Source organism: Kitasatospora sp. NPDC023120 (assembly GCF_055560835.1).
This window is the reverse complement of the sequence record NZ_JBVHHY010000002.1, coordinates 203,869-226,027: the sequence shown is the minus strand read 5'-3', so window position 1 is coordinate 226,027 and position 22,159 is coordinate 203,869. Positions and strand designations below refer to the sequence as shown.

Sequence of the window (22,159 nt, the reverse complement as noted above, 5' to 3'; positions counted from 1 at the left end):
GACACCCCGCACACCCCTCGCGGGACACCCGGCCGGGCATCCTGCCAAGCCACGTGAGTGATCAACTCGACCACCACACAGCGTCGTTGATCGACACCACTGTGAGCTACACGACAACCGGCCCGGGGGAGTTGTCCGTTCACGCACAGCCTGCCTAGCCTGCAACGGTCGTCCGCCGACGCGGACCCCGCCGCCGGGACGCCGAGTCCTGTCCACCCGCCGGCGGGTCACCGAGCACCACAGCGGACAGGAGCGGGGGATCCAAGGTCGGCGCCCGGCCCGTGCGCTCGCGCGTACGGGGCTGGGCTAGGGGTGAAGCCGCTCCACAGCGGCCGGGCAACTGCAGCCCGAACCCGACAGCTAACCTCGCAGGCGTCGCAGAGGTCACCTCATGCCCAAGCCTGCTGCCCAGCGTCGCGCGCCGCGCCACGCCCGCCCGTCCCGCCGCGGCCGCAACGCCGCCTTCGCCGCCACCGGGGCGCTCGCCATCAGCGGGGCCGGCCTGCTCGGACTGCCGGCCGTCGCCGGTGCCCAGGCCGCCACCCTCCCGACCGTCACCCAGGACCGCCTCGCCCCCGCCACCATGGTCGCGGGCAAGGCCACCACCGCCTCGCTCAGCCTGCACTCCTCGGCCTGCTTCACCGCGAAGACCGTGGGCGTGGGCGTGCGCGACGCGCGCGGTACCAACCTGGACTTCCCCGGCAACGCCTCCAACGTGCAGATCTGCCCGAGCGGCGTGAACTTCACCAGCGCGGCGCGCACCCTGCCCGCCGGGACGTACACCCAGTTCGGCTTCTGGCAGGACCTCGGCGGCGCCTGGCACAACCTGCCCTCGCAGCAGCTGGTCGTCTCGACCACCGCGACCGCCACCCCCACCCCGGCGCCGACCGCCACCTCGACCCCCACCGCCACGTCGAGCGCGACCACCCCCGCGCCGTCCTCCCCGGTCGCCGGCAAGTCGCTGACCTGGTCCGACGAGTTCAACGGCTCGATCTCCTGGGGCCAGCGCTGGGTCGGCGACAAGAGCACCGCCTACAAGTACGGGAACCGCAACCCGGACGACAACAAGCTGGACTGGCTGAACAAGAACAACGTCAGCGTCGCGAACGGGGTCGCCACCTTCACCGCCACCGCCGGCGGTCCGGCCCTGGAGAACGGCAAGCAGTCCTGGAACACCGGTTTCCTGACCACCGAGGGCTCCAGCGAGGGCTTCCAGGTCAAGACCGGCGACTACGCCGAGACCCGGGTCAAGCTGCCCGCGGGCACCGGCGCCTGGCCGGCCCTGTGGACCTGGAAGAACGGCAACGGGGAGATCGACTCCTTCGAGTACCACCCCGACAACCCGAACCTGCTGGAGCTGACCAACCACGTCAACCCCGGCAACCCAAAGTACTACACCGACGCGAGCGCCATCGCGAAGGACCAGTGGGTGACCATCGGCACCTACTACGGCGCCACCTCGGTGGACTGGTACGTCAACGGTGTCAAGGTCTTCTCGGACGGCAAGGGCGTCGGCGCCAACTGGTCGGCGTACCTGATCCTCAACCTCTCGGTGTGCGCCGGGCAGTACCACCCCGCGCCGCAGGGGACCGCCCCGATCACCATGGCGGCGGACTACGTCCGCGTCTACCGGTAAACGGGTAGGACGTCCCACCGGCGGCCGGACGCCGACAGCCGCTCGTCGGCGCCCGGCACCCGGTGGGACGGACGTGGTTCAGGAACCGTCAGGTCGTCTCGACCACCTCGAGGTCGAAGGGCTCCCGGTTGTTGCCCTCGTGCCGGTCGTCCGCGCTGCGCACCGCGACCCACCCCTGGTACGTGCCCAGCGGCAGGTCGGGGGAGAGCCGCACCCGGATGAGCGCGGTCGCGCTGCGCTCCTCCGGCAGCCCGGCGCCGAAGACGCAGCGCACCCGGTGGCCGTTCTGGAGGACCTCGCAGTCCGTGGGGAAGGTCAGGCCCTCCGGTGTGACGCCCTCCGGCAGCGTGACCACGACCGTGAACGGGGAGGCGGTGGTGTCCGGGCCGCGGTTGGCGACGAAGGCGTGGATGGTCGTGGTGCCGCCGGGCGTCGCCGGGTCCGGGTCGAGCCGGACCACCTCGAGGTCGGAGTTCGACAGTTGGGCGACCACGGCGGGCAGGGTGGACACCTCGGGGACGGCGGACGCGCTCGGCGCGCCGGGAGCGACGACCTCCACCGCCGGACGGGGCTCCGGTCGGCGCAGCGCCCAGGACGGACTGGTGGCCAGCGTCGCCACCGCGCAGCCCGCCGCCACGGTCGCGACCAGCCCCGTCCGGCTGAGAACCCTGCGCCCCACGCCACCGCGCGGCTCCGCGCCACCCCGTACATCCCGGTGCTTCATCCCGGTCACCCTGCTCTCGCGCTCCGGCGCCCCGCGCCGTCGCGGGCCGCGTCCGCACCAGGGTGGCCGAGCCGCCGTCGCGACCGGGGAGTAACCCGACCCGCCCCGCTCGCCGTCCGCCCGAATGGAGGACGTCCGGTCTCCCGTACCGAGGACGTCCGGTCGCCCGTTCCAAGGGCGTCCGGTCTCCCGTACCGGGCCGGGGTGTGGGGTTGACGAGGCGTCGGGTCGAGGCCGGTCAGGGGGCGAGGACCTGCCCGAGCCGGGTCGCGATCTGCTGCATCACCGGTACCAGCGAGGCGGCCCCGGCCTGTTCCTCCAGGGCGCGGATGCGGGCCTCCGGTCCGGAGACCGAGAGCGCGGTGGGCGTCGGCGCGCCCGGGACGGCGAGGGCGATGCAGCGGACGCCGATCTCCTGCTCCTGGTCGTCGACCACGTAGCCGCGCTCGCGCGCCTCGGCGAGCTGGCGCATCAGCTCCTGCGGGTCGGTGACCGTGAACTCCGTGTGCGCGGGCAGCGGGTTGGGGCCGAGGACGGCGCGCGCCTCGTCTTCGGGGAGCTGGGCGAGCAGTGCCTTGCCGACGCCGGTGCAGTGCGGCTGCACCCGCCGCCCGACCTCGGTGAACATCCGCATCGAGCGCCGCGACTGCACCTGCCCGACGTAGACCACCTCGCCGCCCTCCAGCACCGCCAGGTTGGCGGTCTCGCCGGTGGCCTCCATGAGTTCGGCCAGGTAGGGGCGGGCCCAGCTGCCGAGCAGGCGGCCGGCGGTCTCGCCGAGGCGGATCAGCCGGGGGCCGAGGGTGTAGCGGCGCGCCGTGTCCTGGCGGACATAGCCCTGCTGGACGAGGGTACGAACCAGTCGGTGGATGGTCGGCATCGGGAGGCCGGAACTGGTGGAGAGCTCGCTGAGCGTGGCCACGCCGCCGGAGTCGGCCAGCGCCTCCAGGAGTTGGAAGGCCCGCTCGACGGACTGCACACCGCCGCTCGCGCGGTCGGCGCCTGTCGTCGATGCTGTGTCGGGGGTCGCAACCACCGGCGTTCCCTTCGCTGTCGGGGAGGAGTAGAGTCCCGGCGACCTCTTCAACAAGCCGTTGAAATTCTGTATCGCGGAAACTAGTCTCCACTTTACAGAATCGAACTCGCCGACAGGCGGGTAACGATCGAGGAAGTTCCAGAGGAAGTTCCCGAGGAGGCTCCCATCGGAGCTCCCTTCGCCAGGCTCAACCGTCTTAGGAGTGTCCTGCTCATGGCTGCAGATCAGGGGCCCGTCGGCGCCTCCCCCGCCGCTCCGGTCGTCACTGTCGCCGGTCCGCGCGTCCACCGGGCGGAGGAGGTGCTCACTCCGGAGGCGGTCGCCTTCGTCGTCGGCCTCCATCGCGCCTTCGAGGACCGCAGGCAGGAGCTCCTGGCCAGGCGGAAGGTCCGCCGCGCCGAGATCGCGGCGGCCGGCACGCTGGACTTCCTCCCCGAGACCGCCGACATCCGGGCCGGTGACTGGAAGGTCGCCGAGGCGCCCCGCGCCCTCCGGGACCGCCGGGTCGAGATCACCGGACCCACCGACCGCAAGATGGTCATCAACGCCCTCAACTCCGGGGCGAAGGTCTGGCTCGCCGACTTCGAGGACGCCACCTCCCCGACCTGGGAGAACGTGGTCAGCGGCCAGGTCAACCTGATCGACGCCTTCGAGGGCCGGATCGACTTCACCAGCTCGGCCGGCAAGGCCTACACCCTCAAGCCCGCCGCCGAACTCGCCACCGTCGTGGTCCGCCCGCGCGGCTGGCACCTGGACGAGAACCACCTGCTGGTCGACGGCACCCCGGTGGCCGGCGCCTTCGTCGACTTCGGCCTCTACTTCTTCCACAACGCCGCCCGGCTGCTCGCCAAGGGCGCCGAGGACCCCAACTCGGGGCCGTACTTCTACCTCCCGAAGACCGAGAGCCACCTCGAGGCCCGGCTCTGGAACGACGTGTTCACCCACACCCAGGACCGCCTCGGCATCCCGCGCGGCACCATCCGCGCCACCGTCCTGATCGAGACCATCACCGCCGCGTTCGAGATGGACGAGATCCTGTACGAGCTGCGGGACCACGCGGCCGGACTCAACGCCGGACGCTGGGACTACCTGTTCTCGATCGTCAAGAACTTCCGCGACGCCGGTGAGCACTACATCCTGCCGGACCGCAACAGCGTCACCATGGCCTCGCCCTTCATGGCCGCCTACACCCGCCTGCTGGTGCAGACCTGCCACCGGCGCGGCGCCCACGCGATCGGCGGCATGGCCGCGTTCATCCCCAGCCGCAAGGACCCGGAGGTCAACGCTGCCGCGCTGGAGAAGGTCAAGGCCGACAAGGACCGCGAGGCCGGCAACGGCTTCGACGGCTCCTGGGTCGCCCACCCGGACCTGGTGCCGGTCGCCCGGGCGTCCTTCGACGCGGTGCTCGGCGAGCGGCCCAACCAGAAGGACAACCCCGGCCCGTCCGAGCCGGTCACCGCAGCCCAGCTGCTCGACATCGCCGGCGCCGGCGGCACCTGCACCCACGCGGGGCTGCACAACGCCGTCCAGGTCGGCATCCGCTACATCGAGGCCTGGCTGCGCGGCTTGGGCGCGGTCGGCATCTTCAACATGATGGAGGACGCCGCCACCGCCGAGATCTCGCGCTCGCAGATCTGGCAGTGGATCCACAACGGGGTCGTGCTCTCCGACACCGGGGAGAAGGCCACCGCCGAGCTGGTCCGCACCCTCGTCGCCACCGAACTCGCCGAACTCCTCGCCGAGTCGGGCGAGGAGGCCTACAACGCCGGCCGCTGGCGCGAGGCCGCCCAACTCTTCGAACAGGTCGCCCTGGCCGAGGAGTTCGCGGACTTCCTGACCCTCCCCGCGCTTCCCCTGCTGGGCTGAGCCCAATCTATCCGCCGGCGCCACCGCTGACGCCTGCCAGGCTGTAGCACTCCGGCGGCCCGTTACTCCGTTCCGTACGGCGACGAATCCACCTGTCCTCTCGTCGCCGTGCGGAACGGTCTTTTTCCCGTAAGGAGTTCACCCATGCCGCGCATCTTCTTCAACGGCCAGGCGATGGTCGGCGGTCCCTTCCACGCCAAGGTCGCCGACGCACTGGTCGGGCCCGCCCGGACCGCCCCCGGCTACCGCTTCTTCTCCATCGACCACAGCGGCGGGACGGACGTCTGCCCCGGACTGCTGCCCGACCCGGGCGCCGACACGGCCATCGAGGGCGAGCTGTACGACATCAGCCTGGAGCTGCTGCGGGACGAGATCCTGCCCGGCGAGCCGCGCGAGCTGGAGCTGGGCGTGATCGAGCTGGAGGACGGCTCCGCCTGCCTCTCCATGCTGCTCGCCCGGGGCGAGGTCGAGCGCGGCGTCCACCGCGAAATCACCCACCACGGCGGCTGGCGCGCATACCTGGCGACGCTGGGGCGCGAGGCCTGACGGCCGGCGGCCGACACCCGGCAGCCGGCCGCTGTCAACGAACAACCGACAGAGAACAGATAACAGCGAACAGATGACAGATGACAACTTTCGTCATCTGTCATCTGTTCGCTGTCGTCCGTCGTCCGTAGTCCGTCCGCTGAAAGCTGCCCGCTGAACGCCGCGGCCCCGAACCCTCGCCGTGGGTTCGGGACCGCAGTCCGTGGGCCCTGCCGGGCCCGCGGGGTCCGGGGCGCGCACCGTCCCTGGGCGCGCCCCGGAGTCCGAGGAGGCGTCAGACTGGTCGGGCTGCCAGCTCCCTGGCGGCGCGGGCACAGTCGCGCGCGATCCGGTCCTCGTTGACGGTGGTCAGCTGCCCCTTCTCGACCACCGCGTTGCCGTTGACGAACAGCACCGACAGCGGCGGCAGCGCGCCGAAGGTGAGCGCGGCGACCGGGTCGGCGATGGAGGAGTGCATGACCCCGTCGATCTTCCACAGGGCCAGGTCGGCGAGCTTGCCGACCTCGATCGAGCCGATCTCGTCCTGCCGGCCGAGCACCCGGGCGCCGCCCATGGTGCCGAGGCGCAGCGCCTGCCGTCCGGTGAGGGCGGTCGGGGAGCCGTGCAGCCGGTTGATCAGCAGGGCGTTGCGCAGCTCGGTGCCGAGCTCGCCGGACTCGTTGGAGGCGGTGCCGTCCACGCCGAGGCCGACCGGGACGCCGGCCCGGAGCATGTCGGGTACCCGGGCGATGCCGGCGGCCAGGCGGGCGTTGGAGGACGGGCAGTGGGCGACGCCGGTGCCGGTCTCGGCGAACTTGGCGATGTCGGAGTCGTTCATGTGGACGCAGTGCGCCATCCAGACGTCCTCGCCGAGCCAGCCCACCGACTCGAAGTAGTCGGTCGGGCCCATGCCGAACAGCTCCTTGCAGAACTGCTCCTCCTCGGCGGTCTCCGAGCCGTGGGTGTGCAGCCGGACGCCCTTGCGGCGGGCGAGTTCGGCGGACTGGCGGAGCAGGTCGGTGGAGACCGAGAAGGGCGAGCAGGGCGCGATGGCGACGTGCAGCATCGAGCCGAAGGAGGAGTCGTGGTAGCGGTCGACGGCGGCCTCGGAGGCGGCCAGGATGTCGTCCAGCTCCTCGACGGCGTGGTCCGGCGGCAGTCCGCCGTCCTTCTTGCTGCGGTCCATCGAGCCGCGCAGCGCGGTGAAGCGCAGCCCGAGCTCCTGGACGGCCTCGATGGAGGCCCCGAGGACGTCGCCGCCGTCCTCGGGGAAGACGTAGTGGTGGTCCGAGGCAGTGGTGCAGCCGGACTTGAGCAGTGCGGCGGCGGAGCCCTGGCTGGCGGCGTGGACGAGCTTCTCGTCGATCCGGGCCCAGGTCGGGTAGAGGGCGACCAGCCAGTCGAAGAGGATGTCGTCCTGGGCGAGGCCGCGGGTGATCCACTGGTAGAAGTGGTGGTGGGTGTTGACCAGGCCGGGGGTGATCAGGTGGCCCTCGCCGTTGATCCGGCGCACCACGTTGTCCAGCCACGCGGGGGCCGGGCCGTCGCCGACCGCCTCGATCGTGTTGCCGAGGATGACCACGTGCCCGCGGGCGTACTCGGTGTCGTTCGCGTCCACGGTGGCGATCGCGACGTTCTCGATCACGATCCGCTGGTCGGCGGGTGGGGGCTGGACTGCCATGGTGTCACTCCTATGGGGGAGGGCCGGGAGGAGAGCACGTCAGGGCGAGGTGCGCTCCTCCCGGGCCGGTCAGGACGGTGTCGCCGTCGGCACCGTCGCGCCGGAGCCCTGGCCGGATCGGCGCCGGCGGGGGGCTCTGACGTGGTGGAAGAGCAGGTTGAGCAGGACGGCCATCACGCAGCCGGCCGAGATCCCCGAGTGCATCAGGGTCCGGACGGCCTCCGGGAAGGCGTCGTAGAACGTCGGCACGGCGATCGGGATGATGCCGACACCGAGTGAGACCGACACCAGGATGGTGTGGGAGCTGGATTCCATGCCGGCCTCCGCGAGGGTGCGGATGCCGCTCGCCGCGACCGTGCCGAAGAGCACGATCCCGGCGCCGCCGAGGACGGACTGCGGTACCAGGGAGACGACCGAGCCCAGCACGGGGAACAGCCCCAGCAGGACCAGGATGCCTCCGCCGGCCGCGACCACGTAGCGGCTGCGGATCTTCGTCAGCGCCACCAGCCCGATGTTCTGGGCGAAGGCGCTGGCGGCGAAGCCGTTGAAGACGGGGCTGAGCGCGGTGGCCAGGCCGTCGGCGCGCAGGCCGGCGGCGAGCGTGGGCTCGTCGGCCTCGCGGTCGACGATCTTGCCGAGCGCGAGCATGTCGGCGGTGGACTCGGTCATCGAGACCACCATGACGATGCAGAGCGAGACGATCGCGGCCGCGTCGAACTCGGGCGCGCCGAAGTGGAACGGGGAGGGGAGCGCGAAGACCTTCGCGTCCCGGACCGCGCCGAAGTCGGCCAGCCCCAGCGGAAAGGCGATCAGGGCGCCGAACGCCAGGCCGACGAGCAGGGACAGCTGCTGCCAGAAGCCGCGCAGCAGCCGGTTGCAGAGCACCACCGCGACGAGGGTGATCGCGGCGAGGCCGATGGCCCGCATGGAGCCGTACCCGGGGGCGCTCGGCGAGCCGCCGCGCGCCCAGTTGACCGCCACCGGGAGCAGGGACACCCCGATGAGGGTGATCACGGTGCCCTGGACGACCGGGGGGAAGAACCGGATGAGCTTGCAGAAGTACGGCGCCGCGAGGAAGCACAGGAGCCCCGCGACGATCACCGCTCCGAAGATCACCGGGAGGGCGTGCTTCGGACCGTGCTCCTTGGCGATGGCGATCATGGGCGCGACCCCCGCGAAGGAGACGCCGTTGACGAACGGCAGTCGCGCGCCGATCTTCCAGACGCCGAGGGTCTGGAGGAGGGTGGCCAGTCCGGCGGTGAACAGGCTGGCCGATATGAGCAGGGCGAGTTCGGCGGGGGAGAGCCCGACGCCGGCGCCGACGATGAGCGGGGGTGCGACGACTCCCGCGTACATCGCGGCGACGTGCTGGAGGCCGGTGGAGAACAGCTTCACCGGGGGCAGCAACTCGTCCACGGGGTGGATTCCCGGCCCGGACGCGGTGCCGGGGAGGCTGGTGGACGTGTCCGGGCCAGGAGGTCTTGCTTGGGTGGAACCGCCGTCTGTACTGCTGGTGTTGCTGGGTGCCATGTCGAGCCCCTCTTGTGCCCGTGGCTCCCGGCGCGCCCGTGGCGCTGGAGACCCCCCGAGGACGGGACGGCGGAGCAAGGATTCCTCGGAGCGCTTCTCCAGTGCCCCGGGCCGGCCGCCGTGAGGCAGACACGAACTCCGGTTGGTGGGGGTGGAGAAACAGGTGGTGCGGGTGGAGACACAGGTGGTGCGGGTGGAGACACAGGTGGTGCGGGTGGTGAAAGAGGTGGTGCGGGTGGTGCGGATGGACCGGCCCGCCCGGACTCGACCGGCCGACGAGGGCCGGAGGGTGCGGCGATTCCGGGCGCAGTCCACGGATGCGGGGGAGGTCAGACGACCGGGATGACCGGGACGACGCCCTCGCGGTGCACGGTGCCCTCGATCAGGCCGTACATGCGGTCCGCGGCGTAGTAGACCTCGTTGTCGTTCTTGAGGCCGAAGGGCTCGAGGTCGACGAGGAAGTGGTGCTTGTTGGGCAGTTCGAGGCGTACCTCGTCCACCTCGGCGCGGTTGTTGAGGACCCGGGTGCCCATCGCGTGCAGGGTCTGCTGCAGCGAGTAGGAGTAGGTCTCGGCGAACGCCTCCAGCAGGTGCCGCTTCACGTGGGCGTAGGAGCGGTTCCAGTTGGGCTGGGCCTCGCCGTCCTTGCCGCTGTAGCCGTACTTCCAGCGGGCGGTCACCTGGGTGGCGAGGATGCGGTCGTACGCCTCCTGCAGGGTGGTGTACTTGTCCTTGATGTAGCCCCAGAACTCCGAGTTGGTGGAGTTCATCACCACGAGGTCCTTCAGGCCGGAGATGACCTGGACGGTCTCGCCGTCGTAGAAGACCTCGGTGGTGCGGGTCTCCTGGCCGTTGCGGACGAACGAGTGGCCGACCTCCTCCGAGCCGATGAAGCGGGCCGAGCTGTCCGGCGTCCTGATCCGGTCCCAGGCGTACTCCTCGATCCGGATCCGGGCGCCGTGCACGACGCCGCGCTCGGTGTCGTCGACGAAGTGGCGGGCCAGGACGATGCCGAAGGCCTCGGCCGACTCGATGCCGTACTCCTTGGCGAAGGCGTACACGGTGTTCTTGGTGGTGTCGGTGGGGAGGCAGTTGGCGTTGGACCCGGTGAGGTGGACGTCCTCGAACTCACCCTGGAGGGAGACCGAGACGTTCAGGTCCTTGATCTCGTGCCGGGTGGAGTCGCGGTAGATCCGGACGATCCGGTTCTCCGCCTTGCCGTACTGGTTCTGACCGAGCACGTGGGCCATGACGTGGCTCCTAGAGCTTCCAGGTCGGTCTACTAGCTTCCGCGGTAGACCGAGTATCCGAACGGGTTGAGCAGCAGCGGCACGTGGTAGTGGTGCTGTTCGGGCGCGACCGTGAAGACGATCGAGACCTCGGGGAAGAACGGCGGCTCGGTCGACTTGAGCGCGTAGTGGGCGCCGGTGTCGAAGAGCAGCCGGACGACCGAGCCCGCCTCCACGGCCGGCAGGTCCTTGACCCGGCCGTCGGAGTCCGTGGCGGAGGTGCCGAGCACCTGCCAGCCACCCTCGGTGTGCAGTGCGAGCTCGACCGGGACACCCTCGGCCGGGCGGCCGAGGCTGGTGTCGAGCACGTGGGTGGAGATGCCAGTCATGGGTGAAGTGACCTTACTGATGGCAGATGTGATGGAGCGTCATGTTTCGAGCGACATGCATGCCCGGTGCGCGAGCGCGGCGAACCCGACACGAACAAATCTGACAGTACGTCAGGAATGTTTCGGTGCTGGGTCAGGAGCCGTCGAGCAGGCGCCCGAGGCGAATGTCGTTGATCTTGCGCAGCTCCTCGCGGACGATCTCCGCCTCGGTGGCGGCGTCGTTGGGGTGACGCTCGCGCAGGGCGGCGAGCATGCCGACCGCGGTGCGGCCGGTCGCGCAGATCAGGAACACGTGGCCGAACTTCGCCTCGTAGGCGGCGTTGGCCTCGCGCAGTTCGTCGAGGACCGCTTGGTCCACGCCCTGGATCCCGGCCTGCTCGCGCTCGGAGGTGGCGTCGCCCGCCTTGGGCGTGCCGATCCGGGCGTGGCCGGCCATCGCGTCGCGCAGGTCCTCGGTCGTCAGCGACGCCATGGCGGCCGCGTTGGCGGCGAACAGGGCCTCGCGGTCGGACCAGGGCTTGGCCTCCGCGACCGCGGCGGCCCAACGGGGGCTGGAGCATACCTCCAGCAGGATCGCTTCCAGCTCCGCGGCATCGGCCGCGGCCAGGGCGTCAAGGGCGTGGGGGTGGTTGGTCACGAGTGGACCTCCTGAAGAGTGGTGCCACCCGCAAAAGCTAGATCGACCCCACCCGGCCGTCAACACTTTGTTGAACGGTTGGTGGTTACGTTTTGAACCGGCCCGGGGTGCCGGGCCCTTTCGTGTGCGATTCGCCAAGTGTGCCCCGCCGCGTGCCGGTCCAGACTGGCCGCACCGGCGGGGTCACCCGTTCGGGGGCCTCCTGCGCGAACCCCGCGCAGGGGGCTCTCAGGAGGTCTTCGAGCCGTCCTGGCGGTTCAGGTAGTTGTACACCGTGAACCGGCTGACGCCCAGGGCCGAGGCGACCGTCTCGACCCCGTGGCGGACGGTGAAGGCGCCGCGCTCCTCCAGCAGGGCGACGACCCGCTGCTTCTCCAGTCGGTCCAGCTCGGCCAGCGGGCGGCCGTCGAACTGGCGGGTCATCTCGGCCAGCAGCCGGTCCAGCGCGCTGCTCAGGTGCGGCAGCCGGACGGCCAGGGCCGGCGCGCCCTCCCACTCCAGGATGACGTCCTCGGCCCTCGCCTCGTCCAGCGGGACGGGCGTCGCGCCGACCGCGTCCAGCAGCGGCTTCACCGCCGCGGCGAGCGGGTGTTCCACGTGCTCGGTCACGGCGCACCGCCCTCCTCGTCCAGGACGCTGACCTGGACCGAGATGCGGGTCGCCCCGGCGTCCAGGGTCTCCCGGAGCAGCTTGGTCACCGCGGTGAGGACCTGATCGGCCTCGCCTTCGGCGCCGGTCCCGAAGGGGCCGACCGACACGGCCAGGCCGGCCTCGTCGACGACCTTGCGGGCCGCCGAGGCGTGCTCCGGGAACGTGTCCAGTTCGAACGGTTCTGTCGTGAACTCCACCATCAATCGCACGGGATCACTGTATCGAGCGGGCGTGCGGGCGGGCAGGGGCTGGGTGATCGAACAGGCGGATCCCCGACGTCGGAGCACCCGGCGAGCGTCTTCAACAAAATGTTGCGACTCCCTTGACGCTCGCCCCGTCGGACGGAGATGCTTCCACCACACAGAATCCCTCTTCCGGATCGTGGAAGTTGCGGATGACGGAAGAGAGATGAGAGGTGATTGACGTGACGGCTGCTGCCGAGCACCACTTCACGGTCAACCTGTCGATCCTGTTCGGCGAGCTGCCGCTCCTGGAGCGTCCCGCCGCGGCCGCCGCGGCCGGCTTCACCGCCGCCGAGCTCTGGTGGCCCTTCGGTGAGGAGCACGACCCCTCCGCGGCCGAACTGGACGCGCTGCGCAAGGCGTTCACCGACGCCGGGGTACGGCTCACCGGCCTCAACTTCCTGGACGACCTGAGCCGGGGCGCCCGCGGTACCGTCTCGGTGCCGTCCGAGCGGGACCGCTTCCGGGCGAACGTCCCGGTCGCGGCGGAGCTCGCCGCCTCGCTCGGCACCAAGGCGCTCAACGCGCTGTACGGCAACCGGGTCGAGGGCGTCGAGGCGGCCGAGCAGGACGCGCTCGCACTGGAGAACCTGGTGCTCGCCGCGAAGGCCGCGCACGAGGTCGGCGCGATCCTGCTGGTCGAGGCCCTGAACCGGGCCGAGTCCCCGGACTACCCGCTGGTCTCGGCCGCCGCCGCCGTCGAGGTGGTCGACAAGGTCAACGCCGCCACCGGCCTGGGCAACGCCCGGTTCCTGTGCGACCTGTACCACCTGGCCAAGAACGGCGAGGACCTGGCGCAGGTCATCGACTCCTACGCCGACCGCATCGGCCACGTGCAGATCGCCGACAACCCGGGCCGCAACGAGCCCGGCACCGGCGGACTGGACTTCGAGGACCTGTTCGCCCGGCTCACCGCCGCCGGCTACACCGGCCCGATCGGCCTGGAGTACCGCCCCTCCGGCGGCGTCAGCGCCGACAGCTTCGGGTGGCTGCCGCGCGAGCTGCGCGCCGCCGAGTAAGCGCCCGTCCACCAGCCTCCCCACCCCACGAACGACGTAAGGAACGACGCGATGAGCCGCAAGATCGCCTTCATCGGCCTCGGCATCATGGGCAGCCCGATGGCCGCCAACCTGGTCAAAGCCGGCCACCACGTCACCGGCTTCAACCTCACCCAGCCGCAGATCGACGCCCTGGTCGCGGTTGGCGGCCACGGTGCCGCCTCGATCGCGGACGCGGTGCGGGACGCCGAGGTCGTCATCACGATGGTCCCGGCCGACCCGCAGGTCGAGCAGGTCATCCTGGGCGAGGGCGGCGTCCTGGAGAACGCCAGGCCCGGCAGCCTGGTGATCGACATGTCCTCGATCACCCCGCAGACCTCGATCAAGGTCGAGGCGGCCGCCAGGGAGAAGGGCATCCGCACCCTGGACGCCCCGGTCTCCGGCGGCGAGGCCGGCGCCGTCGAGGCGGTCCTGTCGATCATGGTCGGCGGTGCCGCCGAGGACTTCGCCGAGGCGAAGCCGCTGTTCGACGCGCTCGGCACCACGGTCATCCACGTCGGCCCGGCCGGCGCCGGCCAGACCGTCAAGGCCGCCAACCAGCTGATCGTCGCCGTCAACATCCAGGTGCTCGCCGAGGCCGTGGTGTTCCTGGAGAACGCCGGGGTCGACCTGCAGGCCGCGCTGGACGTGCTCGGCGGCGGCCTGGCCGGCTCGACCGTGCTCAACCGCAAGAAGGCGAACATGCTGAACCGCGAGTTCGCCCCCGGCTTCCGGATCGACCTGCACCACAAGGACATGGGCATCGTCACCGACGCCGCCCGCGCGGTGGGTGCCGCGCTGCCGGTCGGCGCCGTGGTGGCCCAGCTGGTCGCCTCGGCCCGGGCCAACGGCGACGGCTCGCTCGACCACTCGGCGCTGCTGCGCGGCGTCGAGCGGCTCTCCGGCCGCGAAATCAACTGACACCCCCGGGGGCTCCCGCGCGGAGCCCCCGCCCCGAGCTCCTCCTGGCGGCGTGTACCCATCCGGTCGTGCCCGCGCCGCCAGGAGGTACGACCCGACCGGCGCGCGGGCCGGGGCTCATCCGCCCGCCCGCCGGTCGATCCAGCCGGTGATGCGCAACCCCTCCCGAGGGGGCACTTCGGTCGTGCCTGCGCGTCGCCTGGCCCCCTCCCCGCCGAGGGGAGCCCCCGTACGTCGGAAGCGGGACGGGGGAACGGCGGGGAGGGGGTCGCACCCCCGGACCTCCGGGCACATGCTGGACGCACTCCGCAAGAACCACGCCACACCCGTACGGAAGCGAGGACCGCACCATGCCCCCCACCCCCCGCCAGGGCCATGTGGTCGTCGCCCCCGACAAGTTCAAGGGCACCCTGGAGGGCGCCGAGGTGGCCGCCCGGATCGCGGCCGGCATCCGCCGCGTCGCGCCCGGCACCGAGGTGCGCGAGCTGCCCGTCGCCGACGGCGGCGAGGGCACCCTGGCCGCCGCGCTGGCAGCCGGCTTCGAGCGCGTCCCGGCGAAGGTGGCTGGCCCGACCGGCCTGCCGGTGGACGCCGCGCTCGCCGTCCGGGGCGACACCGCCGTGGTCGAGCTGGCGCAGGCCTCAGGCCTCGCCCGGCTGCCCGGAGGCAGGACCGCCCCGCTGGCGGCCGGCTCCTACGGGGTGGGCCAGCTGATCGCCCGGGCCGTCTCGCTCGGCGTCAAGCGGATCGTGCTGGGCCTGGGCGGCAGCGCCTCCACGGACGGCGGCGCGGGCATGGTGCAGGCGCTCGGGGTCCGCCTGCACGACGCCGACGGCGCCGAACTCCCGCCCGGCGGGGCGGCGTTGCGCCGGCTGGCGGAGATCGACCCGGGTCCGCCGGCGGACGTGCTGGGCGGTGTCGAGATCGTGGTCGCCTGCGACGTGGACAACCCGCTGCTCGGGCCGCGCGGCGCCACCGCCGTCTACGGCCCGCAGAAGGGCGCCGACGGCGACGACCTGGTGGTCCTGGAGGAAGGGCTGACCCGGTTCGCCGACCTGGTCGCCGAGGCCACCGGCCGGGACCTCCGCGAGGCCCCCGGCGCCGGGGCCGCGGGCGGGGTGGGCTTCGCCGCCCTCGCCCTGCTCGGCGCCACCATGCGACCCGGCATCGAGCTGCTGCTCGACCTGCTGGGTTTCGACGAGGCCGTGCGTGGGGCACGCCTCGTCGTGACCGGCGAGGGCTGCCTGGACGCGCAGACGCTCCACGGCAAGGCCCCCGCCGGAGTTGCCGCGGCAGCCGCCCGGGCGGGGGTTCGGGTGGCTGCCGTGGCGGGTCGACTGGAGCTCTCCGAGCCCGAGTGGCGGGCGGCCGGTTTCGCCGCCGCGATCGCGCTGACCGACCTGGCCGAGCAGCCGGGGGACAGCATGACCAGGGCCGCCGAGCTGGCCGAGGTCGCCGGGGAGAAGCTGGCCGGGGAGCTGCTGTCGGGCTGAGGCCCGGAGGTTCATCGTAGGTTCATCCATTGACGTTTTGTTGAAGGCGGGCCTAGGCTCCCGGCAATCCCTCGCCTCCCCCGTGCTCCGGCACCCCCAAACCAGCCCCAACTCCCAGGTTTCGGAGGTCTCCCATGCCTTTCAGCCAACCGACGGTGATCCGCTCCCGGCGGGTGGTCCTGCCCGACGGCGAGGGCCCCGCGGACGTGCTGATCCGGGACGGGAGGATCGAGCAGGTCGTCGCGCACGGCGAACTCACCGTCGGCGACCGCGAGCTCGCCGACCTCGGAGACGCCGCCCTGCTGCCCGGCCTGGTCGACACCCACGTGCACGTCAACGAACCCGGCCGCACCGAGTGGGAGGGCTTCGCCACCGCCACCCGGGCCGCCGCGGCCGGCGGCGTCACCACGATCATCGACATGCCGCTCAACTCGATCCCGCCCACCACCACGGTGGAGGGACTGGCGGTCAAGCGGAAGACCGCCGAGGGTCAGGCCTGGGTCGACCTCGGCTTCTGGGGCGGCGCCGTCCCCGGCAACGTCGCGGACCTCGAACCCCTGCACCGCGAGGGCGTGTTCGGCTTCAAGAGCTTCCTCGCCCCCTCCGGGGTGGACGAGTTCCCGCACGTCGAGGCCGCCGACCTGGAGGCCGCGCTGGCCGAGCAGGCACGGATCGGGGCGCTGGCGATCATCCACGCCGAGGACCCGACCGTCCTCGCCGCCGCCCCGCAGCAACCCGGCGTCCACTACCGGGACTTCCTGGCCTCCCGCCCCGCCGACGCGGAGACCGCGGCCGTCGCCCGGCTGCTCGACACCGCCCGGCGCACCGGCGCCCGGGTCCACATCCTGCACGTGTCCTCCGCCGCCGTCCTGCCGCTGCTGCGCCGGGCGCGCGAGGACGGCGTCCGGGTGACCGCCGAGACCTGTCCGCACTACCTGACCCTCACGGCCGAGCAGGTGCCCGACGGTGACACCGCCTTCAAGTGCTGCCCGCCGATCCGCGACGAGTCCAACCGGGACGCGCTCTGGGAGGCCCTGGCGAACGGTGAGTTCATCGCCGTCGTCTCCGACCACTCGCCGTCCACCCCCGACCTCAAGCTGCTGCCCGAGTACGGCGGCAGCGGGGACTTCGCGCAGGCCTGGGGCGGGATCGCCTCGCTGCAGCTCGGCCTGCCGGCCGTCTGGACCGAGGCCCGCCGCCGCGGCCACACCCTGTCCGACGTCGTGCGCTGGATGTCCGCCGGACCGGCCGAACTGGTCGGCCTCACCGACACCAAGGGCGCCATCGCGCCCGGCCGCGACGCCGACCTGGTCGCCTTCGACCCCGACGGCGAATTCGCCGTCCGGGCGAGCGGCCTGCACCACCGCAACCCGGTGACCCCGTACGCGGGCCGGACCCTCACCGGCGCGGTGCGCCGCACCTGGCTGCGCGGCCGCGAGGTGGACACCGCCGGCCGGCCCTTCGGCCGCCAGCTCGCCCGTCCCACCAACTCCCTTGTCAACAGCGTCTCCTGAGGAGAGTCAGTGACCACTGCCGAGACCCCGAGTGCTCCCTTCACCGAGCTGGTCAACCTGGCCTCCCGGCTGCTCGGCGCGGGCGTCGTCGCCACCAACGAGGACACCTTCGCGGACGCCGAGAACCTGCTGGTCGCCAAGCCGGCCGAGTTCCGCCCGCACACCTTCGGCCACAAGGGCCAGATCATGGACGGCTGGGAGTCCAAGCGCCGCCGCGGCGTCTCCGCCGAGCAGCCGCACCCCACCGACCAGGACCACGACTGGGCGATCGTCCGGCTCGGCGCCGCGGGCGTGATCCGCGGCGTGATCGTGGACACCGCCCACTTCACCGGCAACTACCCGGAGTCCGGCTCCGTCGAGGCCGCGTCCGTCCCCGGCCGGCCCTCGCCCGAGGAGCTGCAGACCGCCGAGTGGACCACGATCGTGCCGCGCACCCCGCTGCGGGGGGACACCGCCCACGAGTTCGCCGTCGAGGACGCCACCCGCTACACCCACGTACGGCTGAACATCTTCCCGGACGGCGGCGTCGCCCGGCTGCGCGTGCACGGCGAGGTGCTGCCCGACCCGCGCGAGCTGGACGGCCTCACCTTCGACCTGGCCGCCCAGGAGTACGGCGGCGTGGCCGAGGCGGCGTCCGACCGCTACTTCTCCTCCCCGCACAACCTGAACGCTCCCGGCCGCGCCTCCGTCATGGGCGAGGGTTGGGAGACCCGGCGTCGGCGCGACAAGGCCAACGACTGGGTACAGATCGCCCTGGCCGGGGGCGGCGAGGTCCTGGCCGCCGAGGTGGACACCACCCACTTCGTCGCCAACGCTCCCGGCTGGGCCGACCTGATCGGCTTCGACGCCTCGACCGGGACCGACCCGGCCGACGGCGAGTGGTTCGAGCTGCTGCCCCGCACCCGCCTGCAGCCCGACACCCGGCACCGCTTCCGGCTCGACACCGGCCGCCCGGTGACCCACGTGCGGATCAACGTCTATCCGGACGGCGGGCTCGCCCGCCTGCGGCTCACCGGCCGCCTCACCGAGGCCGGCCGCGCCGCCCTCGCGCTGCGCTGGTTCGACGCCGTCCCGGCCGCCGAGGCCGCCGCGGCCCTCACCGAGGCCGGACTGACCGCCGACGAGGCCGCCGCGCTCACCGCCGCCCGCCCGCTGGCGGACCCGGCCGCGGCCGGAGCCGCCGTCGCCGCGCTGCAGCCGGCCGACGGCCCCGACGGCGAGCACTCCTCCCGCCGCCGCTCGGCCGTCTGGCGCCTGCTCGGCGTCTGAACCGGTCCCACCCCCTCTCCGCACCGCCTTTTTCGACACCTGAAGGACCCTCCATGTCCAAGATCCTGACCACGGAGTCCGGCGCCCCGATCGCCGACAACCAGAACTCGGCCTCGGCCGGCGAGTACGGCCCGCTGCTGATCCAGGACCAGCAGCTGCTGGAGAAGCTGGCCCGGTTCAACCGCGAACGCATCCCGGAGCGCGTCGTGCACGCCCGCGGCTCCGGCGCGTACGGCTACTTCGAGGTCACCGACGAGGTCTCGCAGTACACCCGGGCGGCCTTCCTCTCCGAGGTCGGCAAGCGCACCGAGGTCTTCCTGCGCTTCTCCACCGTGGCCGGCAACCTGGGCGCCAGCGACGCGGTGCGCGACCCGCGCGGCTTCGCGCTGAAGTTCTACACCGAGCAGGGCAACTACGACCTGGTCGGCAACAACACCCCGGTGTTCTTCATCAAGGACCCGGTCAAGTTCCCCGACTTCATCCACTCGCAGAAGCGCGACCCGTACACCGGCGTGCAGGAGGCGGACAACGTCTGGGACTTCTGGGCCCACTCGCCCGCCTCGACCCACCAGATCACCTGGCTGTTCGGCGACCGCGGCATCCCGGCCTCCTACCGCCACATGAACGGCTACGGCTCGCACACCTACCAGTGGGTCAACGCCGAGGGCGACGCCTACTGGGTGAAGTACCACTTCAAGACCAACCAGGGCATCCGCTCCCTGGACGGCGACCAGGCCGCCGAGGTGGTCGGCGCCGACGCCGACTCGCACCAGCGCGACCTGCACCAGGCCATCGAGCGCGGGGTGTTCCCGTCCTGGACCCTCTACGTCCAGCTGATGCCGGTCGCCGAGGCCGCGGACTACCGCTTCAACCCCTTCGACCTCACCAAGGTGTGGCCGCACGCCGACTACCCGCTGGTCAAGGTCGGCCGCCTGGTGCTCAACCGGAACCCGGAGAACGTCTTCGCCGAGGTCGAGCAGTCCGCGTTCTCGCCGAACAACTTCGTGCCCGGCATCGGCCCGTCCCCGGACAAGATGCTCCAGGGCCGGCTGTTCGCCTACGCGGACGCCCAGCGCTACCGCCTCGGCGTCAACCACACCCAGCTGCCGGTGAACGCCCCGCGCGCCACCGAGGCCGCCAACTACGGCCGGGACGGCCTGATGGCCGCCAACACCGCCGGCCGCGCCAGGAACTACGAGCCCAACTCGTACGACGGCCCGGCCCAGACCGGCGACGCGCTCGCCGCGCCGGTCAAGGTCGACGGCCACACCGGCACCTACACCACCCCGGCCCACAGCAAGGACGACGACTTCTTCCAGGCCGGCGAGCTCTACCGGCTGATGTCGGCCGCGGAGAAGACCCGCCTGATCGACAACATCGCGGGCTTCCTGGCGCAGGTGACCCGCGACGACATCGTCGAGAAGAACCTCGCCCACTTCCACGCCGCGGACGAGGAGTACGGCGCCCGCCTGGCCGCCGCCGTCGCCAAGCTGCGCGCCGGCGACGAGGGCTGACGGCTCCGGCGACCCGACCGACCAACCCTCCCCGACCGACCAACCCTCCCCGACCGACCAACCCTCCCCGACCGACCAACCCTCCCCGGCCGCCGGGCCCGCACCCGGGCGGCCGCAGGACGGGCCCCTCCCCCAGGGCAGTGGGGGAGAGGCCCGCCGTGGTTCCCGCGCGGGTTCCGGTTCCGGTCCGGGCTCCGGGTTCCGTCGGGTTCCCGGCCGGTAACCGGCAGCGGCTCCACGGAATGTTCACGGATATTCACGGACAGCAGTCGCCGGAGCCGCCGGGTCGATAGGCTGACGTGTGCCCGCGGTCGCTCCGTGGGGGGACATCGGAAGGGGACGACATGTCGACACCAGCCCCGGGTCGTCACGCCGCGCTGGACCAGGGCCTGACGGGCCCGTTCACCTCCCTGCAGCACGCCCTCAGACTGCTGGAGGCGGTCGACCGCCACCCCGACGGCGCCACCCTGGTGGGCCTCGCGCGGGAGACCTCACTCGGGCTGCCCACCGTGCGGCGGCTCGCGGAGATCCTCGAGATCGAGGGCTACCTCCAGTGCCAGGACGGCGGTTGGGTGCTCGGCGGCACCTTCGCCCTGCTCGGGCAGCACAACCGGGAACAGCTGGTCAAGGCCCGGCTGGACCGCAAACTCGCCGAACTCCGGGACGAGTTGGGCGCCGCGGTGTACTTCACCCGGTACCACGACGGCGAGTTGTCGGTGGAGGCGGTCTCGGCCGCCGACTATGCGCCGGCGGTGCAGGAGTGGGTGGACTTCCGGGCCACCGCGCACGCCAGTGCGATCGGCAAGTGCCTGCTCGGCCAGCTCGACGCGGACGCCCGGCGCGACCACCTCTCCCGGCACCCGGTCGCCCGGCTCACCTCCCGTACCGTCACCGACGCCGACCAGTTGATGCACCGGCTGGAGCGGCAGCCCGCCACGGTGCCGGTGCTGGACATCCAGGAGTACGCGCTGGGCACGGTGTGCGCGGCGGTGCCGATCACGGCGGGCAGCACGGTCGGCTGCCTGGCCACCTCGATGCCGGTGGACAACATCCACAAGCTGAAGGCCGCCGCCGAGCTGCTGGCGGCCCGGGCGGCGCCGCTGATGCTGGCGATGGCGGTCTGACGGAGGCCTGCGGTCGCGTACGCGAGTTCGAGGAAGCCCCACCGGGAAGCCGGTGGGGCTTCCCGCGTTTCCCGTGGTGTCCGGCGGTGCACATCACTTATTAGACTCGATGTCGATAAGAGTCGCCGAACCCCTTGTCCCGGCCGCTACCCGCGAGTACGTTTCCCTGAGCCGAGCCGCCGCCCCCAAGGTCAGGAGGGCCTGCCATGCCCCGCCCCACTCCCGTCCCCGCCCTCGCCGCCCCCGCCGTGCGCGTGCACGAAAGCCTCGTCCTGGAGCCCCGGGACGTCCGTTTCGACTGGGCCCAGCTGCCGCTGCACTGGGTCCCGGACGAGCCGATGGCCACCCACATCCTCAACGTGCTGCACCTGCTCCTGCCCGAGGGCGAGCGCTGGTTCGTCAAGGTGTTCAAGGAGGCCGTGCCGCTCATCCGGGACGAGCAGTTGCGCGAGGAGGTCCTCGGCTTCATCGGGCAGGAGGCGATCCACGCCGAGGCCCACCAGGAGGTCCTCGACCACCTGCTCGGCCAGGGGCTGGACCCGCGGCCGTACGTGCGCCAGGTCGCCTGGGTCTTCCAGCGCGTGCTGGGGGAGCGGCCCGGGCTGTCCCCCGCGCGGCGGCGCGAGGCCCTCATCGAGCGGGTGGCCGCGATCGCGGCGATCGAGCACTTCACCGCCTTCCTCGGCAACTGGATCCTCAACTCCCCGGGACTGGACCGGGCCCAGGCCGACCCGACGATGCTCGACCTGCTGCGCTGGCACGGCGCGGAGGAGGTCGAGCACCGGAGCGTGGCCTTCGACCTGCTGGTCCACCTGGACCCGGGGTACGCCCGCAGAGTGCGCACCATGGCGATGGCCGGCCCGCTGCTGGTCCACCTCTGGGTGCGCGGCGTGCGTTTCCTGCTGGCCGCGGACCCGACCCTGGCCGGCCGGCTGCGCCCGAGCTGGCGCGAGGCCTACCGGATCACCCGGCGCGGCCTGCTGCCCGACCCGGTCAAGTCGATCCGCTCCGGCCTGCGGTACCTCAGGCCCGGCTACCACCCGACCCAGGAGGGGTCCTCCAGCCAGGCCCTCGGCTACCTCGCCACCTCCCCGGCCGCCCGTGCGGCCGCGGGACGCTGAGCCCACGCCCCCTCCCTCCC

General features: G+C 72.1%; 19 protein-coding genes, 1 pseudogene and 1 riboswitch. Of the genes and pseudogenes, 11 read left to right on the top strand and 9 right to left on the bottom strand.

Translation table 11 applies throughout. The annotated features are described in order from the left end of the window. Positions 1-266 precede the first annotated feature (266 nt). Positions 267-390: riboswitch (cyclic di-AMP (ydaO/yuaA leader) on the top strand. Position 391: 1 nt separating this feature from the next. Further along, positions 392-1,636: a glycoside hydrolase family 16 protein gene (locus ACZ3TI_RS03595; protein ID WP_465722852.1), complete on the top strand. Its 1,245-nt coding sequence runs from the start codon at positions 392-394 to the stop codon at positions 1,634-1,636. Positions 1,637-1,724: 88 nt separating this feature from the next. Here ACZ3TI_RS03595 and ACZ3TI_RS03590 read toward each other — a convergent pair whose 3' ends face one another. Then, positions 1,725-2,315: a hypothetical protein gene (locus ACZ3TI_RS03590; RefSeq protein WP_465722850.1), complete on the bottom strand. Its 591-nt coding sequence runs from the start codon at positions 2,313-2,315 to the stop codon at positions 1,725-1,727. Between the two features lie 283 nt (positions 2,316-2,598). Further along, positions 2,599-3,396 (bottom strand): IclR family transcriptional regulator, encoded by a 798-nt coding sequence (locus ACZ3TI_RS03585; protein WP_465722848.1) that lies wholly within the window; start codon positions 3,394-3,396, stop codon positions 2,599-2,601. A gap of 213 nt (positions 3,397-3,609) precedes the next feature. Between ACZ3TI_RS03585 and aceB the strand changes: the two genes are divergently transcribed. Then, positions 3,610-5,262, top strand: coding sequence for a malate synthase A (gene aceB, locus ACZ3TI_RS03580; RefSeq protein ID WP_465722846.1), 1,653 nt, complete (start codon positions 3,610-3,612; stop codon positions 5,260-5,262). Positions 5,263-5,406: 144 nt separating this feature from the next. Then, on the top strand, positions 5,407-5,808 hold the full coding sequence (locus ACZ3TI_RS03575; RefSeq protein WP_465722844.1) for an allophanate hydrolase-related protein: 402 nt from the start codon (positions 5,407-5,409) through the stop codon (positions 5,806-5,808). Between the two features lie 274 nt (positions 5,809-6,082). Here ACZ3TI_RS03575 and ACZ3TI_RS03570 read toward each other — a convergent pair whose 3' ends face one another. From ACZ3TI_RS03570 to ACZ3TI_RS03540, 7 genes are all read right to left on the bottom strand, one after another. Beyond that, positions 6,083-7,468 carry an 8-oxoguanine deaminase gene (locus tag ACZ3TI_RS03570; protein WP_465722842.1) on the bottom strand — a complete coding sequence of 462 codons (1,386 nt, stop codon included), beginning with the start codon at positions 7,466-7,468 and terminating at the stop codon, positions 6,083-6,085. Between the two features lie 69 nt (positions 7,469-7,537). Further along, a complete protein-coding gene (locus ACZ3TI_RS03565; RefSeq protein ID WP_465722840.1) occupies positions 7,538-8,998 on the bottom strand; it encodes a nucleobase:cation symporter-2 family protein in 1,461 nt (486 codons plus the stop codon). A 329-nt stretch (positions 8,999-9,327) separates the two neighbouring features. Further along, complete coding sequence (gene pucL, locus ACZ3TI_RS03560) at positions 9,328-10,248, bottom strand: factor-independent urate hydroxylase (protein WP_465722838.1); 921 nt, start codon at positions 10,246-10,248, stop codon at positions 9,328-9,330. A 32-nt stretch (positions 10,249-10,280) separates the two neighbouring features. Then, complete coding sequence (gene uraH / locus ACZ3TI_RS03555) at positions 10,281-10,616, bottom strand: hydroxyisourate hydrolase (RefSeq protein ID WP_465722837.1); 336 nt, start codon at positions 10,614-10,616, stop codon at positions 10,281-10,283. A gap of 133 nt (positions 10,617-10,749) precedes the next feature. Continuing rightward, positions 10,750-11,253 (bottom strand): 2-oxo-4-hydroxy-4-carboxy-5-ureidoimidazoline decarboxylase, encoded by a 504-nt coding sequence (gene uraD, locus ACZ3TI_RS03550; protein WP_465722836.1) that lies wholly within the window; start codon positions 11,251-11,253, stop codon positions 10,750-10,752. Between the two features lie 228 nt (positions 11,254-11,481). Beyond that, complete coding sequence (locus tag ACZ3TI_RS03545) at positions 11,482-11,862, bottom strand: helix-turn-helix domain-containing protein (protein WP_465722835.1); 381 nt, start codon at positions 11,860-11,862, stop codon at positions 11,482-11,484. Then, positions 11,859-12,104: a thiamine-binding protein gene (locus ACZ3TI_RS03540; protein ID WP_465723328.1), complete on the bottom strand. Its 246-nt coding sequence runs from the start codon at positions 12,102-12,104 to the stop codon at positions 11,859-11,861. The genes ACZ3TI_RS03545 and ACZ3TI_RS03540 overlap by 4 nt, the downstream gene beginning before the upstream one ends. Before the next feature lie 215 nt (positions 12,105-12,319). Here ACZ3TI_RS03540 and ACZ3TI_RS03535 point away from each other — a divergent pair, with 215 nt between their 5' ends. The 8 genes and pseudogenes from ACZ3TI_RS03535 (at position 12,320) to ACZ3TI_RS03500 (ending at position 22,139) form a co-directional block, all read left to right on the top strand. Further along, positions 12,320-13,165 carry a TIM barrel protein gene (locus tag ACZ3TI_RS03535; RefSeq protein WP_465722834.1) on the top strand — a complete coding sequence of 282 codons (846 nt, stop codon included), beginning with the start codon at positions 12,320-12,322 and terminating at the stop codon, positions 13,163-13,165. A 51-nt stretch (positions 13,166-13,216) separates the two neighbouring features. Then, positions 13,217-14,104, top strand: a complete 888-nt coding sequence (locus tag ACZ3TI_RS03530; protein WP_465722833.1) for a 2-hydroxy-3-oxopropionate reductase — start codon at positions 13,217-13,219, stop codon at positions 14,102-14,104. Positions 14,105-14,454: 350 nt separating this feature from the next. After that, positions 14,455-15,597 (top strand): glycerate kinase, encoded by a 1,143-nt coding sequence (locus ACZ3TI_RS03525; protein WP_465722832.1) that lies wholly within the window; start codon positions 14,455-14,457, stop codon positions 15,595-15,597. Positions 15,598-15,731: 134 nt separating this feature from the next. After that, a complete protein-coding gene (gene allB, locus ACZ3TI_RS03520; protein ID WP_465722830.1) occupies positions 15,732-17,111 on the top strand; it encodes an allantoinase AllB in 1,380 nt (459 codons plus the stop codon). Between the two features lie 9 nt (positions 17,112-17,120). Then, positions 17,121-18,167 (top strand): annotated as a pseudogene (alc, locus tag ACZ3TI_RS03515) (allantoicase); the annotation flags it as partial. Positions 18,168-18,433: 266 nt separating this feature from the next. After that, entirely contained in the window at positions 18,434-19,894 is a 1,461-nt protein-coding gene (locus ACZ3TI_RS03510; RefSeq protein ID WP_465722828.1) for a catalase, read from the top strand. 344 nt (positions 19,895-20,238) lie between these two features. Then, positions 20,239-21,018: an IclR family transcriptional regulator gene (locus ACZ3TI_RS03505; protein WP_465722826.1), complete on the top strand. Its 780-nt coding sequence runs from the start codon at positions 20,239-20,241 to the stop codon at positions 21,016-21,018. A 206-nt stretch (positions 21,019-21,224) separates the two neighbouring features. Then, positions 21,225-22,139, top strand: coding sequence for a metal-dependent hydrolase (locus ACZ3TI_RS03500; protein ID WP_465722824.1), 915 nt, complete (start codon positions 21,225-21,227; stop codon positions 22,137-22,139). Positions 22,140-22,159 lie beyond the last annotated feature (20 nt).

Coding starts and splice junctions, on each gene's coding strand:
- ACZ3TI_RS03575 (WP_465722844.1), top strand. CDS start 5,407: ATGCCGCGCATCTTCTTCAACGGCCAGGCGATGGTCGGCGGTCCCTTC.
- ACZ3TI_RS03595 (WP_465722852.1), top strand. CDS start 392: ATGCCCAAGCCTGCTGCCCAGCGTCGCGCGCCGCGCCACGCCCGCCCG.
- ACZ3TI_RS03530 (WP_465722833.1), top strand. CDS start 13,217: ATGAGCCGCAAGATCGCCTTCATCGGCCTCGGCATCATGGGCAGCCCG.
- pucL (WP_465722838.1), bottom strand. CDS start 10,248: ATGGCCCACGTGCTCGGTCAGAACCAGTACGGCAAGGCGGAGAACCGG.
- ACZ3TI_RS03525 (WP_465722832.1), top strand. CDS start 14,455: ATGCCCCCCACCCCCCGCCAGGGCCATGTGGTCGTCGCCCCCGACAAG.
- ACZ3TI_RS03565 (WP_465722840.1), bottom strand. CDS start 8,998: ATGGCACCCAGCAACACCAGCAGTACAGACGGCGGTTCCACCCAAGCA.
- ACZ3TI_RS03505 (WP_465722826.1), top strand. CDS start 20,239: ATGTCGACACCAGCCCCGGGTCGTCACGCCGCGCTGGACCAGGGCCTG.
- allB (WP_465722830.1), top strand. CDS start 15,732: ATGCCTTTCAGCCAACCGACGGTGATCCGCTCCCGGCGGGTGGTCCTG.
- ACZ3TI_RS03500 (WP_465722824.1), top strand. CDS start 21,225: ATGCCCCGCCCCACTCCCGTCCCCGCCCTCGCCGCCCCCGCCGTGCGC.
- uraH (WP_465722837.1), bottom strand. CDS start 10,616: ATGACTGGCATCTCCACCCACGTGCTCGACACCAGCCTCGGCCGCCCG.
- aceB (WP_465722846.1), top strand. CDS start 3,610: ATGGCTGCAGATCAGGGGCCCGTCGGCGCCTCCCCCGCCGCTCCGGTC.
- ACZ3TI_RS03510 (WP_465722828.1), top strand. CDS start 18,434: ATGTCCAAGATCCTGACCACGGAGTCCGGCGCCCCGATCGCCGACAAC.
- ACZ3TI_RS03540 (WP_465723328.1), bottom strand. CDS start 12,104: ATGGTGGAGTTCACGACAGAACCGTTCGAACTGGACACGTTCCCGGAG.
- ACZ3TI_RS03570 (WP_465722842.1), bottom strand. CDS start 7,468: ATGGCAGTCCAGCCCCCACCCGCCGACCAGCGGATCGTGATCGAGAAC.